Source organism: Kitasatospora xanthocidica (assembly GCF_014656195.1).
GTDB lineage: Bacteria > Actinomycetota > Actinomycetes > Streptomycetales > Streptomycetaceae > Kitasatospora > Kitasatospora xanthocidica.
In genome coordinates, this window is sequence record NZ_BNBY01000038.1 from 1 (window position 1) to 12,819 (window position 12,819).

At 72.4% G+C, this 12,819-nt stretch carries 20 protein-coding genes and 1 pseudogene; 11 read left to right on the plus strand and 10 right to left on the minus strand.

The window, feature by feature from the left end:
- Positions 1 to 139 precede the first annotated feature (139 nt).
- A pseudogene (locus IE332_RS36275) lies at positions 140 to 457 on the plus strand (DUF2716 domain-containing protein); the annotation flags it as partial.
- Between the two features lie 53 nt (positions 458 to 510).
- Here IE332_RS36275 and IE332_RS36280 read toward each other — a convergent pair.
- Genes IE332_RS36280 through IE332_RS36290 form a run of 3 tightly spaced genes read right to left on the minus strand, consistent with a single transcriptional unit; the run spans position 511 to position 1,838 of the window.
- Positions 511 to 711 carry a DUF397 domain-containing protein gene (locus IE332_RS36280; RefSeq protein ID WP_189925149.1) on the minus strand — a complete coding sequence of 67 codons (201 nt, stop codon included), beginning with the start codon at positions 709 to 711 and terminating at the stop codon, positions 511 to 513.
- A 28-nt stretch (positions 712 to 739) separates the two neighbouring features.
- The gene (locus tag IE332_RS36285; RefSeq protein ID WP_189925151.1) at positions 740 to 940 is read right to left on the minus strand and encodes a DUF397 domain-containing protein; all 201 of its coding nucleotides are present in this window, start codon (positions 938 to 940) and stop codon (positions 740 to 742) included.
- A gap of 10 nt (positions 941 to 950) precedes the next feature.
- Positions 951 to 1,838 (minus strand): helix-turn-helix domain-containing protein, encoded by an 888-nt coding sequence (locus tag IE332_RS36290; protein ID WP_189925153.1) that lies wholly within the window; start codon positions 1,836 to 1,838, stop codon positions 951 to 953.
- A 241-nt stretch (positions 1,839 to 2,079) separates the two neighbouring features.
- On the opposite strand from IE332_RS36290, the gene IE332_RS36295 reads away from it, so the two are divergent.
- Genes IE332_RS36295 through IE332_RS36305 form a run of 4 tightly spaced genes read left to right on the plus strand, consistent with a single transcriptional unit; the run spans position 2,080 to position 3,108 of the window.
- Positions 2,080 to 2,448: an ATP-binding protein gene (locus IE332_RS36295; protein WP_189925155.1), complete on the plus strand. Its 369-nt coding sequence runs from the start codon at positions 2,080 to 2,082 to the stop codon at positions 2,446 to 2,448.
- Positions 2,449 to 2,465: 17 nt separating this feature from the next.
- Positions 2,466 to 2,702: a hypothetical protein gene (locus IE332_RS36300; RefSeq protein ID WP_189925157.1), complete on the plus strand. Its 237-nt coding sequence runs from the start codon at positions 2,466 to 2,468 to the stop codon at positions 2,700 to 2,702.
- Positions 2,690 to 2,812: a hypothetical protein gene (locus IE332_RS42100; RefSeq protein WP_268256662.1), complete on the plus strand. Its 123-nt coding sequence runs from the start codon at positions 2,690 to 2,692 to the stop codon at positions 2,810 to 2,812. Before IE332_RS36300 ends, IE332_RS42100 begins: the two co-directional genes overlap by 13 nt.
- Positions 2,809 to 3,108 (plus strand): hypothetical protein, encoded by a 300-nt coding sequence (locus IE332_RS36305; RefSeq protein ID WP_189925158.1) that lies wholly within the window; start codon positions 2,809 to 2,811, stop codon positions 3,106 to 3,108. The genes IE332_RS42100 and IE332_RS36305 overlap by 4 nt, the downstream gene beginning before the upstream one ends.
- 74 nt (positions 3,109 to 3,182) lie before the next feature.
- Here the strand turns inward: IE332_RS36305 and IE332_RS36310 are convergent, their stop codons facing one another.
- Positions 3,183 to 3,500 (minus strand): hypothetical protein, encoded by a 318-nt coding sequence (locus IE332_RS36310; protein ID WP_189925160.1) that lies wholly within the window; start codon positions 3,498 to 3,500, stop codon positions 3,183 to 3,185.
- A complete protein-coding gene (locus tag IE332_RS36315; protein ID WP_189925162.1) occupies positions 3,481 to 4,077 on the minus strand; it encodes an RNA polymerase sigma factor in 597 nt (198 codons plus the stop codon). The genes IE332_RS36310 and IE332_RS36315 overlap by 20 nt, the downstream gene beginning before the upstream one ends.
- 267 nt (positions 4,078 to 4,344) lie before the next feature.
- Between IE332_RS36315 and IE332_RS36320 the strand changes: the two genes are divergently transcribed.
- The 3 genes from IE332_RS36320 to IE332_RS36330 are packed head-to-tail and all read left to right on the plus strand — an operon-like array spanning position 4,345 to position 5,746.
- Complete coding sequence (locus tag IE332_RS36320; protein WP_189925164.1) at positions 4,345 to 4,782, plus strand: hypothetical protein; 438 nt, start codon at positions 4,345 to 4,347, stop codon at positions 4,780 to 4,782.
- Between the two features lie 23 nt (positions 4,783 to 4,805).
- Positions 4,806 to 5,087, plus strand: a complete 282-nt coding sequence (locus IE332_RS36325) for a hypothetical protein (protein WP_189925166.1) — start codon at positions 4,806 to 4,808, stop codon at positions 5,085 to 5,087.
- Positions 5,084 to 5,746 carry a hypothetical protein gene (locus IE332_RS36330; RefSeq protein WP_189925168.1) on the plus strand — a complete coding sequence of 221 codons (663 nt, stop codon included), beginning with the start codon at positions 5,084 to 5,086 and terminating at the stop codon, positions 5,744 to 5,746. The genes IE332_RS36325 and IE332_RS36330 overlap by 4 nt, the downstream gene beginning before the upstream one ends.
- Positions 5,747 to 5,758: 12 nt before the next feature.
- On the opposite strand, the gene IE332_RS36335 is transcribed toward IE332_RS36330, so the two are convergent.
- From IE332_RS36335 to IE332_RS36345, 3 genes are all read right to left on the minus strand, one after another.
- Positions 5,759 to 6,298, minus strand: coding sequence for a mycothiol transferase (locus IE332_RS36335; RefSeq protein ID WP_189925170.1), 540 nt, complete (start codon positions 6,296 to 6,298; stop codon positions 5,759 to 5,761).
- 81 nt (positions 6,299 to 6,379) lie between these two features.
- On the minus strand, positions 6,380 to 7,051 hold the full coding sequence (locus tag IE332_RS36340; RefSeq protein ID WP_189925172.1) for a DsbA family oxidoreductase: 672 nt from the start codon (positions 7,049 to 7,051) through the stop codon (positions 6,380 to 6,382).
- A 134-nt stretch (positions 7,052 to 7,185) separates the two neighbouring features.
- A complete protein-coding gene (locus IE332_RS36345) occupies positions 7,186 to 7,875 on the minus strand; it encodes a DUF6215 domain-containing protein (RefSeq protein WP_189925175.1) in 690 nt (229 codons plus the stop codon).
- 168 nt (positions 7,876 to 8,043) lie between these two features.
- On the opposite strand from IE332_RS36345, the gene IE332_RS36350 reads away from it, so the two are divergent.
- On the plus strand, positions 8,044 to 9,030 hold the full coding sequence (locus IE332_RS36350) for an oxidoreductase (RefSeq protein ID WP_189925176.1): 987 nt from the start codon (positions 8,044 to 8,046) through the stop codon (positions 9,028 to 9,030).
- Between the two features lie 10 nt (positions 9,031 to 9,040).
- Here the strand turns inward: IE332_RS36350 and IE332_RS36355 are convergent, their stop codons facing one another.
- A complete protein-coding gene (locus IE332_RS36355; RefSeq protein WP_189925257.1) occupies positions 9,041 to 9,541 on the minus strand; it encodes a hypothetical protein in 501 nt (166 codons plus the stop codon).
- A 241-nt stretch (positions 9,542 to 9,782) separates the two neighbouring features.
- Between IE332_RS36355 and IE332_RS36360 the strand changes: the two genes are divergently transcribed.
- Positions 9,783 to 11,750 (plus strand): tetratricopeptide repeat protein, encoded by a 1,968-nt coding sequence (locus IE332_RS36360; RefSeq protein WP_189925179.1) that lies wholly within the window; start codon positions 9,783 to 9,785, stop codon positions 11,748 to 11,750.
- A 44-nt stretch (positions 11,751 to 11,794) separates the two neighbouring features.
- On the opposite strand, the gene IE332_RS36365 is transcribed toward IE332_RS36360, so the two are convergent.
- A complete protein-coding gene (locus IE332_RS36365) occupies positions 11,795 to 11,989 on the minus strand; it encodes a DUF6011 domain-containing protein (RefSeq protein ID WP_189925181.1) in 195 nt (64 codons plus the stop codon).
- A 60-nt stretch (positions 11,990 to 12,049) separates the two neighbouring features.
- On the opposite strand from IE332_RS36365, the gene IE332_RS36370 reads away from it, so the two are divergent.
- Positions 12,050 to 12,817 (plus strand): TetR/AcrR family transcriptional regulator, encoded by a 768-nt coding sequence (locus IE332_RS36370; RefSeq protein WP_189925183.1) that lies wholly within the window; start codon positions 12,050 to 12,052, stop codon positions 12,815 to 12,817.
- Positions 12,818 to 12,819 lie beyond the last annotated feature (2 nt).

The window sequence follows — 12,819 nt, forward strand, 5'->3', positions numbered from 1 at the left end:
TCACAGCGCCGATGGTACTGCAGGGGGGACCCTGTGGGAGAGTAGGACGCCGCCGAACAATCTTTCTGAAGAACCCCCATCCGGATCCCGGATGGGGGTTCTTCGCATTTCTCGGTAAAGAGCCAGTCGGCACGAGCTCGACCGCCTGGTCGAGGTGGTGCAGGACGGGCTCACGAAGTGCAGTGCGCCCGCGGAGTCGTTGTGGGCTCTGGACTGGCAGCACACCTGCTACCGGCTCCGCCCCGACCTTCGGGGGAAGGAGCAGTGGCCGCTCAGCCCGTATCCGGACGGGGACTACTACATCTACCTCGCGGACGATCTCCGGTTCGGAACTTTCGGCCATCCCTGGGAGCACACGCTCTGCGTGTTCGGCGCTGAACTCCTGGACGAGATTGAGGAGAAGGTTGGCGAACTGCTCCAGCGGGTCGTCCGCCGCGACGGCCAGCCCGTGCGGTGAGGTACAACTCCGCCCGCTCGCCGAAGCGGCGAGCGGGCGGGGGAGTGGTGGGGTCAGATGAGGTGGTCGAACTCGCCGGCCTTGGCGCCCAGGATGAAGGCACGGAGCTTGGCGGTCGAGGAGGTGATGACGACGGAAGCGTCGTCGGACTCCCGGAGATGGCGTAGGCCGCCGATGCCAATGGCAACCTCTAGGCAGCTGTTTCCTGCATCTCCGCCGCTGAACGATGACTTCTGCCATGAGAGTTCGGTCATTTGTAGCACCTCTGGGCACGGGTGGGGTTCAGATGAGGTGGTCGAACTCGCCGGCCTTGGCGCCGAGGACGAAGGCACGGAGCTTGGCGGTCGAGGTGGTGACGATGACGGAAGGGTCATCGGACTCCCGGAGGTGGCGGATGTCATCGACTCCGGCGGCAAGCTCAATGCAGGTGCTTCCGCCATCAGCGTTGCTGAAGGATGACTTCTGCCAGGCCAGGTGGGACATCGGGTGCCTTTCAGTGCTGGAGTTCGTAGAGAATGTGTTGAAGGAGCCCCCAGGAATCGCGAGAGCTGTCACGCCGAGGCTTGGTGGTGTCCACGACGGGTAGCGCGTGATCCCGGGCCTCTTGAAACATCTGGTGGTAAGCCGCCACGTCGTCCGGATCACCAAGGTGAACCGCCCGCTTCGGTCCGTCCAGGATGATGGTGGAGAGGTCTGTGCAACCAGGGTCGCAGATCAGGAACGCGCCAGCGTAGGGCGCTCGTCCCAAGGCGTCGAACGGCAAGATCTCGATCGTGACATTGGGGAGTTCTGCCATGTCTACGAGGTGGAGGAGTTGCTCCCGCATCACGGACTTGCCGGCGAACTGCATGCGAAGAGCTGCCTCATGAATGACGTACCGAAACTGCCGCTGCTTGCTGTCGGTGATGATGCGCTGACGTTGCAGGCGGAACTCAATGGCCGTGGCTGTGTCCCAACGGCCATCCTTGTAGGCGCCTTTGTAGATCGCTTCAACGTAGCCCGGAACCTGCAGCGTGCCGGGAATGTACAGCGCGTCGAAGACAGCGAAGGCCTCTGAGCGGTCTTCCGCTTCTGCGAGATCCAGGGCGAGCGCCGGAACCTTGCCCTTGAAGGCGCTCCACCAACCCTTGCCGTTGCTCGTTCCGAGACCGTGCAGAAGCTTGGAATAGGTCCCATCCGTGCACCCATAGGCTTCGAGCAGGATGGTCAGGCGCTCCGGATCGAGTCCGGTCCGTGCGGCCTCGATGTGGCTGAGTTGCGGCCCGGCGATGCCGATGAGGGCGCCAGCATCCTTGACCGACAAGCTGGCGGCCTCGCGCAACCTCCTCAGCTCAGCGCCGAACCGTCGCTGTCGCTCGCTGATTTGGGTCCTGAGTGCCAAGGGGGATTCCTTCCATGTTGGGCCAGTCTCCACCCACACGAGTGAGCTTAGCCAAGTTGGTCGAGCTATCTCGGCGATCAGGTTGCACGCGTGTGACTGTCGGCTCTACTCTCAGTGTTGCACCGATCACATGACGGAGCGTCAGTAACGCCTGCTTTTCGCACCGCAGAGCAGCCTTACCGGGCCTTGCTCACGGCGACTCTCCGTCGATCACCCCTCCTCTCCCTTTCCTGGGGGTCTCATGCGTGCCTGCAACCCTCCCGACTGGTCCACCGCTCGTGCCGAGCTCTCCGACCTCCTCGCCTCCGCCGGGTGGCCGCCCTCTCTGATCTCCGACGCCGAGCTCGCACTCCACGAACTCTTCGTCAATGCCTGGCGCCACGCGGGGAGTCCGGCTCCCATGGTCACCGTCGTCCTCTCCGACCGGCGCCTCCGCGTCTCGGTCTGCGACGACAGCCCGGTTCTTCCCGGCGAGCCCTGCCCGCCCGCGGACCCGCTCTCCCTCTCTGGCCGGGGCCTCCACCTCGTCCGTGCCCTCACCCACCGGTTCGGCGCCGACCCCCGTAAGCAGGGCAAGGCTGTCTGGTTTGAGCTGGAGGCCGCCGCGTGAACCGCCGGCGCCTCCCTATGCAGCCGACCGACCCCCGGATCCGGGCCTACAGCGACGCCCACATCCGCACGCTCCTCGCAGAACTCCACGAGCGCGGCAGGAAGTTCGGCCTGCTCTTCCCCTCCGCGACCACGGACAAGACCCTCGATGGCCGCGTCCTGGTCTGCTTCAACACCGCGCCGGCGTCGACTCTCCTGAACCTCCTCACCCTCCTCCTCGACGCCGACCGTGAGCGCCCGCCGTGCGGTTCCTGATCGTCGTCGCCTTCCTCACTCTCCTCGCCCTGGCGATGGCCACCGTCGTCCTGGGCGTCATCACCGCACTCAATGTTGCAAGGCCCGACGAAGAGGAGCCCTCCCGATGACGACGACGGACCCCGCGCACGACTCGGTCGCCAACGCCCTTGCCGCTGCCCAGTACGCCGTCGCGGCCGCGTTCAACACGTTCTCCGCCGCCTCCGTCACCCCGCCCGTCCCCGACGACTTCGACTGGCCCGCCCTGGAGAACTTCATCCACCACCTGGGCTTCGCCGCCGACGACTCCGAGACGGCCCTCAACCTCTACCGGCTCCTCTTCGCCGTCCAGCGGATCGCCTACCGGGAGGCCGCCGGCCGTAACTCCCCCTGGCTCGCCACCCGCCTCAACCCGCGCTCCCACTGAGCCGATGTTGCCAAGCAACATCTCCGCCCGGTGCCGCGCTACGAACGCGCGGCACCGGGCGAAGACGGTCTTGGTCAGCGATGGGTTGAGGCGTGCACGAGAGCCTGTCCTGCCTCCCCCTTGCCGGCGACGGTCAGCCTGCACTGGCCGTCCTCGCAGGAGCGCTCCAGGCGCCCCCGGGAGATGGTCTGCATCAGGCCGATGGCCCAGCACATCGGGCACCCGCGCAACGCGAGCAGGCCGGCCGGCAGGAGCAGCAGGCTGACCGGCCCGACGACCGGCAGGAGTGCCACCGAGCCCACCAGCGCGCCGAAGCCCACCGCGCCGCGCGTCAGGTGCCGGGGCAGCGTCGCGCTGGCGAAGTCGGGGCCGTCAGCCTTCGTTCGGTTCATGGCTTCCTCCACGAGCTGGGTCGGGTGTGGTGCCGAGCGTGTGCCGGACCGCTGCGCGGGCCCGGTGCAGGCGTGACTTCATCGCCGCCGTGCTGAGGCCCAGCGCCTCGGCGACCGTTCGGCCGCTGTGGCCCTGGATGTCCCGCATGATCAGCACCCGGCGCTGGTCGGGTGGCAGGGCGGCGACCGCCGCCGCCACCCTGCCCGCGTCCAGTTGCCGCAGTGCCTCGTCCTCGGCCGAGTCCACGACGACGTTCACCACGGCGTCCACGACGGCGTCCGGAGCCAGGGGGGAGTGCCGCGTCAGCGTCCGCGCGCGGCGCAGACACTCGTTGCGGACGATTCTGAACATCCACGACGCCAGTGCGCCGGAGGCCCGCAGCATCCCGATCTTGCGGTAGAGGATGATCAGGGCCTCCTGCGCCGCGTCCTCGGCGTCCTGAGGGGTCACGCACAGGGAGTGGGCGAAGCGCCGCACGCTCGGATGCGCGCTCTCCACCAGCGCCGCGATCGCGTCGACGTCACCGCCCTGCGCGGCGACGGTCAGCTGTTCGCCGGGCCAGGCCGTGTCAGCCACGCCCACCTCGCCTGCGCTTCAGGACGAGCACGCAGGTGCAGAGGAGCACCGCGCCGACAGCGACACCGATACCGATGATCACGACAACCTCCAGGTCATGGCCCGACGTTCGTCGGTCCGGCCATAAGAGGCACGAACCCGGGAAAAGGATTCAGCCCGCGCCCGGAATGACCGGACGCGTGCCCCGGAGGGCGCCTTCCCGGCACCGGGCACTACGGTGCGACCGTGATCAATGACGCGGTTCCGCCCCGAGAAGCCTGACGCCCCATGGACACGATCGACCACGCCTGGGACTGGTGGGACGCCGCCATCGAGGACGCCCAGGAGGGCCGCTGGACCCGCACCCTCACCGAACGCCGGGCGATGGACGACCTCGCCGCCGCGGCCCCCGGGTACGTACCGCCGTCCACCGAACTCCCCTGGAGCTTCCGCCTGGGCCGTATCGCCGCCTGGGCGGAGCTGCTCCGGCCCGTCGCCCGGGCCGGCGGCTGGGAGCTCGCGGCCGTCACCGGCGCCGCCCCGCCTCGGCCGGCGGGCATGGCGGAACTGCTCTCCGCCATTCACGCGGTCGGCGAGCTGGGCGAGACCTGGCTGCGGCGGCTCCCCGCCGACGGCCCGCCACCGTCCCGCACGGTCGTCCGGGCCGAGTCCTTCCTCTTCGGCCCGGGCACCGTCGAGGACCTCCGCCAGTTCTTCTACGACTGAACCAAACCCGTAGCCTGCACGCTGTGACGACTCCCTGGCCTGACGAAGCCACCTTTGCCCGCGGCGAGCGGGTGGCGCTGACCACCCCGGACCCGCCCCGGCCCGAACTCGGCCACCTGGGCGCGGAGATCCTGGGCACCCGGGGTGTGGTCCGCGAATGCGTCGTCAAGGCCGACGACCGCGACGGCAGCCACGTCGGGCCCGTCTACTACGTCGAGACCGAGGACGGCAGCCCCTGGTACCTGCGGCCGGAGTTCCTGGTCTCCCTCGACCCCACCTCCGCCTCCGGGACGACAACCGGGTGAGACTGAGAGCGGAGCTCCACCGCGTCCACCTCGGCCGGGACGAGTACCGGGTGATCACCCCGGCGTGGCAGACCGACGGGACCTGCCTGTACGCGAGCCCGGACGGCTGGTTCATGGAGCTGCAGGTCGATCCCCAGGGGGCCGGGGACCTCGCCACCGTCTGTGCTCTGGCCGCCCGCTCCCGGCATTCCCTCGTCCACCTGCCACTGCGTGCCGGCACCGGCCCGTCCGACCCGCCCGAGGACCGCCTGGACCGCCTGGACCTCCTGCTCGTCCACCACAGCCTGGGCTTCCCGGCGTCCCGCTGGAAGGAGGTCCGCGCCCGGCTGGGGGCCGGGACGCCGCACACCGTCGACCTCCCCGGCACCGACCTCCCGGCTGTGGAGGCCGTCGACCACGAGCGCCGCCACTTCGCGGGGTGGCGCGACGAACTCCGCTTCGCCGGTGCCGCCCACACCCTCGTCGTCACCGGGAGCCCCACGGCCTTCCGCTGGGCGGGCTCCCAGCTCCACGAGCTCGCCCGGGAGGCATCCGGGGGCCGCCCCGACGCGCACCACTGCCTCACGCTCACCCACGGGGGCTGGGGCTCCGGCCGTCCCGCCAAGGGCGTCCCGGGCAGCCTGCACGTCACCTGTGCCCCCGGTCGGAGCGTCGGCTGACCGGCGCATCGCCTATGTGCCAACGGCGTTGGGGGACATGTCCTCACCCAGTTCACGGACGATGTCGAGATGACCCGCGTGGCGCGCGTACTCCTGCAGCACGTGGAAGAGGATCCACCCGAGCGACGGTGTCTGCTCCTGCTCGCCGCCCGCGCCGAACCGGCCTCCGGCGGCGCTGTCGGCGGCGAGGGACGTTCCGGTGACGATGGCCCGGGTCTGTTCGCCTCCGGCGTGCAGCGCCGCGATCAGCGTGCTCGCGGTCTCTTCCGGGCCCACGTGCCACCGGCCCGCCGCGTCCTTGTCGCCGTGCGGTTCCGGGACGGGCTCGCCCAGGAAGCCCCAGCGCAGCCACCGCCGTTCCATGTAGACCAGGTGCTTGAGCAGTTCCAGCGGGCTCCAGCCGGACGGCAGACGGCTGGTGCGCAGCTCGGCCTCGGGCATGTCCGCGATCTTGGCGGCGACCATCGCGCGGAGGTAGTCGAGGTAGCCGAGCAACAGGTCCTGGGGATCGGAGAGTTGCGGGCTCGGCTCGTGCGCGGCAGCTGGTGTCATGGGGGGAATTCTGTGGGACGAGGCCCGGAGTGGGAAGTCGGCCCATCCGACTTCCCACTCCACCGCCCACTACTCCTTGGCCTACTCCTTGGCGGCGAGGGTCGTCAGCGGCAGCGCGACCCGGCTCTCCCAGGCCTGCTCCAGCGCGCGGGTGAACGTTTCGGCGGGCTGGGCGCCCGAGACGCCCAGGCGGCGGTCCAGGACGAAGAAGGGCACGCCCGTCGCCCCCATCGCGCTCGCCGTCGTCTCGTCCTCGCGGACGGCGTCGGCGTAGGCCTCCGGGTCGGCGAGGACGGCGGCCGCGGCCTCGCCGTCCAGCCCGGCCTCGACGGCCAGCTCGACCAGCCGGCCGGCCTCGAACGCCGAGCGCTCCTCGGCGAAGTTGGCACGGTAGAGGGAGTCCAGCAGCTGCGCCTGCCGACCGTGCTCCTTGGCGAAGTGCAGCAGGCGGTGCATGTCGAAGGAGTTCGCCGCGTCCCGGCCCTCGCTCAGGTACGGCAGGCCCTCCCCGCGGGCGTTCTCGGCGATCCGGGCCTCCGCCGCCTCGGCCTCTCCCAGGCTCAGCCCGTACTTGGCGGCGATCAGCGGCACCACGGGGCGGGCGTCCTGCGGCGCGCGCGGGTCAAGCTCGAAGGAGCGGTGGACGACCTCGATCTCCTCGCGGTGCTCGAACCGCTCCAGCGCCCGCTCGAACCGCGCCTTGCCGATGTAGCACCACGGGCAGTTGATGTCGCTCCAGATCTCGACGCGCACGGGACCGCTCTCCTTCCATCGCGCAGGCCTCTCCCGCGCCGATCTCCTGTGCCAACGTGCTCGCGAACCTGAATATTTCAGGACAAGAAATATTCAGGTCCGGGAGCAGGGAGCAGGGAGCAGGGAGTCGCCGGCTACGGCGCGGCGACCCAGCCCGGGAGCGTGGGGAGGACCGTCTCGGCGAGGCGGTTGAGGGTCGCGTCGTCGAGGGCGCGGCCGTCCTCGCGGAAGACGGAGATCTCGAAGGCACGGCCTGCGGGGGCCTTGGGGTCCTGGGCGACGACGAGGTTCCGGGTGACGGGGCCGGTGTTCGCGCCGGGCGCGAGGACGAATGCGTTGGAGGAGTAGGTCACGGCGGGGTGGCCGAGGACGGTGGCGGGCACGGCACGGAACTGCGGCATGCCGATCATGTCCTCGACCGTGGTGGAGCTGTCCGTGAAGCCCACGACGGTGTGCATCAGGCGCACCTCCACCATGGGGTCCTTGCCGAGGGCGAGCGGTGCCGGGTGGGCGGTGGTGACGCGGTCCTCCGGCGTGCCCAGCAGGGTGGGGAGGTCGGGGCGGTTCACCGCGGCGCACAGCGCGGGGTACCCCGGCGGGTCCGTCGGCCTGGGGGCGGTGCACTCGGCCGGCTTCTCGGCGGGCTTCGTCGACGCTTCGAGGAGGCTCACTCCCCACAGGCCGGCGACGACGGCGCCGACCAGTCCGACGGCGGCCAGCAGCTGGAGCCCCGTCCGGGGGCCGCTCTTGCCGGTGTCCTCGGTGTCCTCGGTGTGCTCGGCGGCGTTGGTGCCGTCCGTCGTATCCGTCGTGTCCGCGTCCATCCCTGGATCCCCCCGTTCGAGGACATGGTCCTCGTCTTCCGCCGCAACCCACGGAGCATGCCAGGCGGTCACGCCCGCGGCTAGCCGTTATCGGCCGCCGTGCCGGGGGTTCGGGTGCGGAGTGCTGGGCTTGAGCTAGACCGCGCTCCAGCTCCTAGCGTCGTCGCCATGACCAGCACCCGCACCACCACCCACCAGCAGCAGCCGCTCGGTTCGCCCTTCTCCTTCGCCGCCACCGCCGAGGACGTCACGGCCGGCCTCGACCTCTCCGGCCGGACCGCCGTCGTGACCGGCGGCTACTCCGGTCTCGGCCTGGCGACCGTGCGGGCCCTGGCCTCCGTCGGCGCGCGCGTGATCGTCCCGGCCCGACGGCCGGAGGCGGCCCGCGCCGCGCTCCGGGGGACGGGGAGCCGGATCGTCCCCATGGACCTCGCCGACCCGGCCGGCGTCCGCGCCGCGGCCGCGCTGATCCGCGAGTCGACGGCCCGCGTGGACCTCCTGCTGGCCGTGGCCGGGGTGATGGCCACCCCGGAGCGGCGGGTCGGGCCGGGCTGGGAGGGGCAGTTCGCGGCGAACCACCTCGGGCACTTCCTCCTCGCCTGCGAGCTGTACCCGCTGCTGGCCGCGGCGCCCGACGGGGCGCGGGTCGTCGTGAACAGCTCCGCCGGGCACGTGCTGACCGACATCCGCTGGCACGACCCGCACTTCCGCACGGGCTACGACAGGTGGCTGGCGTACGGCCAGTCCAAGACCGCCAACGCGCTGTTCGCCGTGCACCTCGACGCGCTCGGCCGTGAGGACGGCGTGCGGGCGTTCGCGCTCCACCCGGGCAAGATCATTACTGGGCTGCAGCGGGAGATGACCCGCCAGGAGCAGATCGAGCGCGGTTGGGTGGACGAGCACGGCGCGGTGATCGGCGCCGACTTCAAGACGCCGTCGCAGGGTGCCGCTACCGGCCTCTGGGCCGCCACCTCGCCCCTCCTGGACGGCCGTGGCGGCCTCTATCTGGAGGACTGCGAGGTCGCCCGACTCTCCGGCGCGGACACCCCGATGGACGACGGGGGCGTCCGCCCGTACGCCGTCGACCCGGAGGCGGCCGCCCGGCTCTGGGAGCTGTCGCTCGCGGCCACCGGGGCCGCCCCGATCGGCAGTTGAGGCGCCGGCGCTACAGACAGATCCAGCAGTACAGCTGCTCGCCCGCCGCGCGTGCCCGGCGGGCGAGGTCTATGAGCTCCTCGGCCAGCGGCAGGAGGTCGGAGGCGTTGGCGCCGTCCCACTCCTCCGCCAGGGCCCACTGCGCGACGACCTCCGGCAGGCGCTCGTCGGGCACCCCGGCGAGGGTGTCCCGAGCGGTGGTGCCGAGCTCCGTCACCCACGGGCCGGTGGCCCACGGGTCGTCCTCGTCCTGCGGCCCGTCGGGGCCGGGTGGCGGCGTGGCGGGCCAGACCGGCTTCTCCGGCACCACGTCGGGAAGCCAGGCCTCCTCGCGGATCGCCGCGACGAGCCGCCCCAGCACGACGTAGGGATCGACCCGCTTCGCCTCGACCCCGTCGAACCCGGCACCGGACCCGCCGTCGAAGTCCGGGCGCCCGCCGCCCGTGAGCTCCAGCGCCCGCACGACCGCCGCCGCGTCGGGGGCCCGGAAGTAGTCGGTCAGCACACCCATCGCAGCCACCCCTCGTCTCCACGCCTGGCGTCAGTGAAGCAGACACCACTGACAATCCGGACACGACGGATGGACGCGGACCGGAGAAGCGGACCAGCCGGGGGCGGGAGTGGGAAGTCGGACCGGCCGACTTCTCACTCCCGAGCCCCAACAGGGCTGTCAGCAGGCGATGTTGCCGACGCCGAGGTCCGTGTACCGGATAGCCTTCTCCGGAGCTGGACGGCGACCGGGGGGCAGGGGCATGGGCATGGCGCGCGGCGACGAGGGCGACGAGCGGCTGGCGGCCGAGGGGGAGGTCGCGGTCGCCCGGCTGGCGATCGACTCCGGAGACCTCGGGCACGCCGCGGACCACCTCTCCGACGCCATCCTCGCCGACCCGCAGCTACCCGAACTGCACGAGGCGCTGGCCGAGTTGTGCGCGGCGGCCGGCGGACCGGCGGCCGCGCGCGAGCTGTTCCCGCTGGACGGCGAGGTGTACCTCGGCACGGTCGCCTGCCGTGCCCACGTGGAGGCCGCCGCCGGGGACTGGGACACCGCCGTCGGCCTGCTCGCCTCCGCCATCCAGTACGAACCGGCCCGCCCCTGGGCGCACGCCGCCTGGCTGTCCCGCGAGGACCTGCCCGCCCTGGTCGACCCGGACGCCGTCGCCCAGGCGGTGGCCCGCGCCGCTGGTGCGCTGCCCGACCCGCTGCCCGCCGAACTGGCCGAAGCCGTACGGCCCTTCGAGGCCTTCGTACGGTCGGTGCTGGCCCGCCACGACGACCACGCGCTGCTGCTGGCGATGGCCTCCGGTCTGACCCGCCGGCTCGGCGCCACCGCCCACGCCGTCGAGCTCGCCGAGCGGGCGCACCGCGCGGCCCCCGGCTACCTGCCCGCCGTGATGCTCGGCAACGCCCTGCGCGCCGACGGCCGCCCGGAGCGGGCGCTCGCCGTCTGGGAGGCCGAGCTGGCGCGGGTCGCGCCGGACCGGTCCGAGTCCAGCAGCTACCTCGCCGTGGACGTCGCCGAGCTGTACGGCGTCCTCGGCCGCCCCGAGGAGGGCCTGTCCTGGCTGGACCGGGTGCTCGCCACCGAGCCCGACCACCCCAAAGCCGCCCCGGCCCGGTACGGGCTGCGGCACGCGCTGGACGGCGACCCGGCGCACCTGCTCGGCCTGGCCGACCACCACCGCGCATACCCCGACCACGAGTACGCCCAGGACCTGCTGGCGCGGCTGAGCCACCGCGAGCCCTGGCTCGGCATGGTCCCCGGCACGCCCGAGGCCACCGTCAACCTGCTGCACCAGGTCCTCGCGGCGCCCGACACCGACCGGGACACCGCGATCGACTGCGGCGTCTCCACCCTGGAACCGCCCAGCTCGCAGCTGGCCCTGCACCTCGCGCTGCCGCTCTGCACCGTCGTCTACCAGTCCGTCGACGAACCCGACCTCCGGCGGCCGCTGACCGTGGCCGCCACCCGGGTCTGGGCCTGGGAGGGCACCGACCCGAGACCGGCCGTCGCCCCGCCCGCGCCGGAGAGCGCCGAACTCGTCCGCGCCGTCGTCGGGATCGTCTGGCCGACCGTCCCGGCCGCCTACGACGAGGCCGTCCGGCTCGCCGGGCTGTCGCTCGACGACCTGCTCGGCGTCCTGGTCCACCCGCCGGTGCCGCGCGAGGACGAACTCGGCCGGGCCCTGCTCGCCCACCAGCCCGAGCTGTGGGTGCGCGCCGTCCAGGCCTTCGCCTGCCTCGGCATCGCGCACCACCGCACCGACCAGCCGTGGGCGGAGTCGGACCGCCGCCGGGTGCTGCTGGACCTGCTGCTCGGACCGGAGGACTGGGTCGCCGAGGCGGCCGGCTTCGCGCTGGTCGCGATCGGCTGGACGCACCCCGAGCTCCGCGCCGACATCGCCGCGCAGTTGCGGCGGCGCCTGCACCACTGCGTCGACGCCCGGCGCGTGCGCGTGGTGACGATCCTGCGCTCGGTCTGCCGACTGGTGCTCGCCGCGCCCTGGATGCCGCCCGCCGACCGCGACCTGGCCCGGGCGGCCATCCGCGCCGAGGACGCCGAGGACGCCGCCGACGCGGCCGATGCCGCTGACGCCCAGCCGGCCGCGGACCCCGAGCCGGAACCCGAGTCCGAGCGGGCACCCGAACCCGCACCCGAGCCCGAACCGGCCCCCCGGCCGCAGCGCCCGGGCTTCCTCGGACGGATCCTCGGCCGGGGCTGATCCCTCCCGGCCCCGGGCCGTCGCCCGCACACCCCGGCGGGCCGCTACCCGACGCCCGGCAGCGGATCCTGGTCGACGTCGAACCGCGCGACCCGCTCCGCCGGGTCCCGGCACTCCGGCCCCAGCCGCAGCATCCGCGACTCCGGGTCGTGCAGCGGCCGGTGGCAGCGGCGGCAGGTCACCCGGGAGCGGAGGGTCTGCGCGGTGTCCGTACCGGGGAGCGGCTCAGGGCTGGTCATGGGGAGACGGTAACGGGCCGGGCCGGGGAAGCCCCGCCGATGCGTGAAACGATGGCGCCCATGGCCACCGACCGCAGCAGCGCAGGAGACCCGGCGCGCACCCTCGCCCTGCTCTGGGGGCTCACCGCCGAGGAGAAGCCCGGCCGGCGCGGGCCGCGGCAGGCGCGCTCGACCGGTGAGATCGCCGCCGTCGCCGTCACCCTGGCCGACGCCGAGGGCGTGGACGCCGTCACCATGCGCCGGGTCGCCCAGGAGCTCGGGGTCTCCCCGATGGCGCTCTACACCTACGTGCCGGGCAAGGCCGAGCTGCTCGACCTGATGCTGGACACCGTCTACGCGACGATGCCGCGCTCGACCCCCGCCGACGACGGCTGGCGCGCCCGGGTCACCGCCGTCGCCGACGACAACCGCGCGCTGCACCGCGCCCACCCCTGGGTCGCCGCCGTCTCGACCAGCCGCCCGCCGCTGGGGCCCGGTCTGATGGCCAAGTACGAGTACGAGCTGCGCGCCTTCGAGGGCACCGGCCTGCCCGACGTCGAGCTGGACGCCGCGCTGACCCACCTGCTGGGCTTCGTCCAGACCTGCGCCCGGATGACCGCCGACGAGCGTGCCGCCCGGCAGGACAGCGCGATGACCGACGAGCAGTGGTGGTCCGCCAACGCCGAGCTGCTGGCGCGGGTCTTCGACGCCGAGCGCTACCCGGTGGCGGCCCGGGTCGGCGCCGCCGCCGGTGCGGCGCACGGCGGCGCGTACAGCCCGGACCACGCCTACGACTTCGGCCTGGCCCGCGTCCTGGACGGCCTGGCCGCCCTCATCGCGCAGCGGTAGCG

Excerpts from the sequence above, each read along its gene's own strand:
- IE332_RS36280 (WP_189925149.1), bottom strand. The coding sequence starts at position 711 with ATGACCGAACTCTCATGGCAGAAGTCATCGTTCAGCGGCGGAGATGCA.
- IE332_RS36285 (WP_189925151.1), bottom strand. The coding sequence starts at position 940 with ATGTCCCACCTGGCCTGGCAGAAGTCATCCTTCAGCAACGCTGATGGC.
- IE332_RS36295 (WP_189925155.1), top strand. The coding sequence starts at position 2,080 with ATGCGTGCCTGCAACCCTCCCGACTGGTCCACCGCTCGTGCCGAGCTC.
- IE332_RS36300 (WP_189925157.1), top strand. The coding sequence starts at position 2,466 with ATGCAGCCGACCGACCCCCGGATCCGGGCCTACAGCGACGCCCACATC.
- IE332_RS36305 (WP_189925158.1), top strand. The coding sequence starts at position 2,809 with ATGACGACGACGGACCCCGCGCACGACTCGGTCGCCAACGCCCTTGCC.
- IE332_RS36310 (WP_189925160.1), bottom strand. The coding sequence starts at position 3,500 with ATGAACCGAACGAAGGCTGACGGCCCCGACTTCGCCAGCGCGACGCTG.
- IE332_RS36320 (WP_189925164.1), top strand. The coding sequence starts at position 4,345 with ATGGACACGATCGACCACGCCTGGGACTGGTGGGACGCCGCCATCGAG.
- IE332_RS36335 (WP_189925170.1), bottom strand. The coding sequence starts at position 6,298 with ATGACACCAGCTGCCGCGCACGAGCCGAGCCCGCAACTCTCCGATCCC.
- IE332_RS36345 (WP_189925175.1), bottom strand. The coding sequence starts at position 7,875 with ATGGACGCGGACACGACGGATACGACGGACGGCACCAACGCCGCCGAG.
- IE332_RS36350 (WP_189925176.1), top strand. The coding sequence starts at position 8,044 with ATGACCAGCACCCGCACCACCACCCACCAGCAGCAGCCGCTCGGTTCG.
- IE332_RS36355 (WP_189925257.1), bottom strand. The coding sequence starts at position 9,541 with ATGGGTGTGCTGACCGACTACTTCCGGGCCCCCGACGCGGCGGCGGTC.
- IE332_RS36360 (WP_189925179.1), top strand. The coding sequence starts at position 9,783 with ATGGGCATGGCGCGCGGCGACGAGGGCGACGAGCGGCTGGCGGCCGAG.
- IE332_RS36365 (WP_189925181.1), bottom strand. The coding sequence starts at position 11,989 with ATGACCAGCCCTGAGCCGCTCCCCGGTACGGACACCGCGCAGACCCTC.
- IE332_RS36370 (WP_189925183.1), top strand. The coding sequence starts at position 12,050 with ATGGCCACCGACCGCAGCAGCGCAGGAGACCCGGCGCGCACCCTCGCC.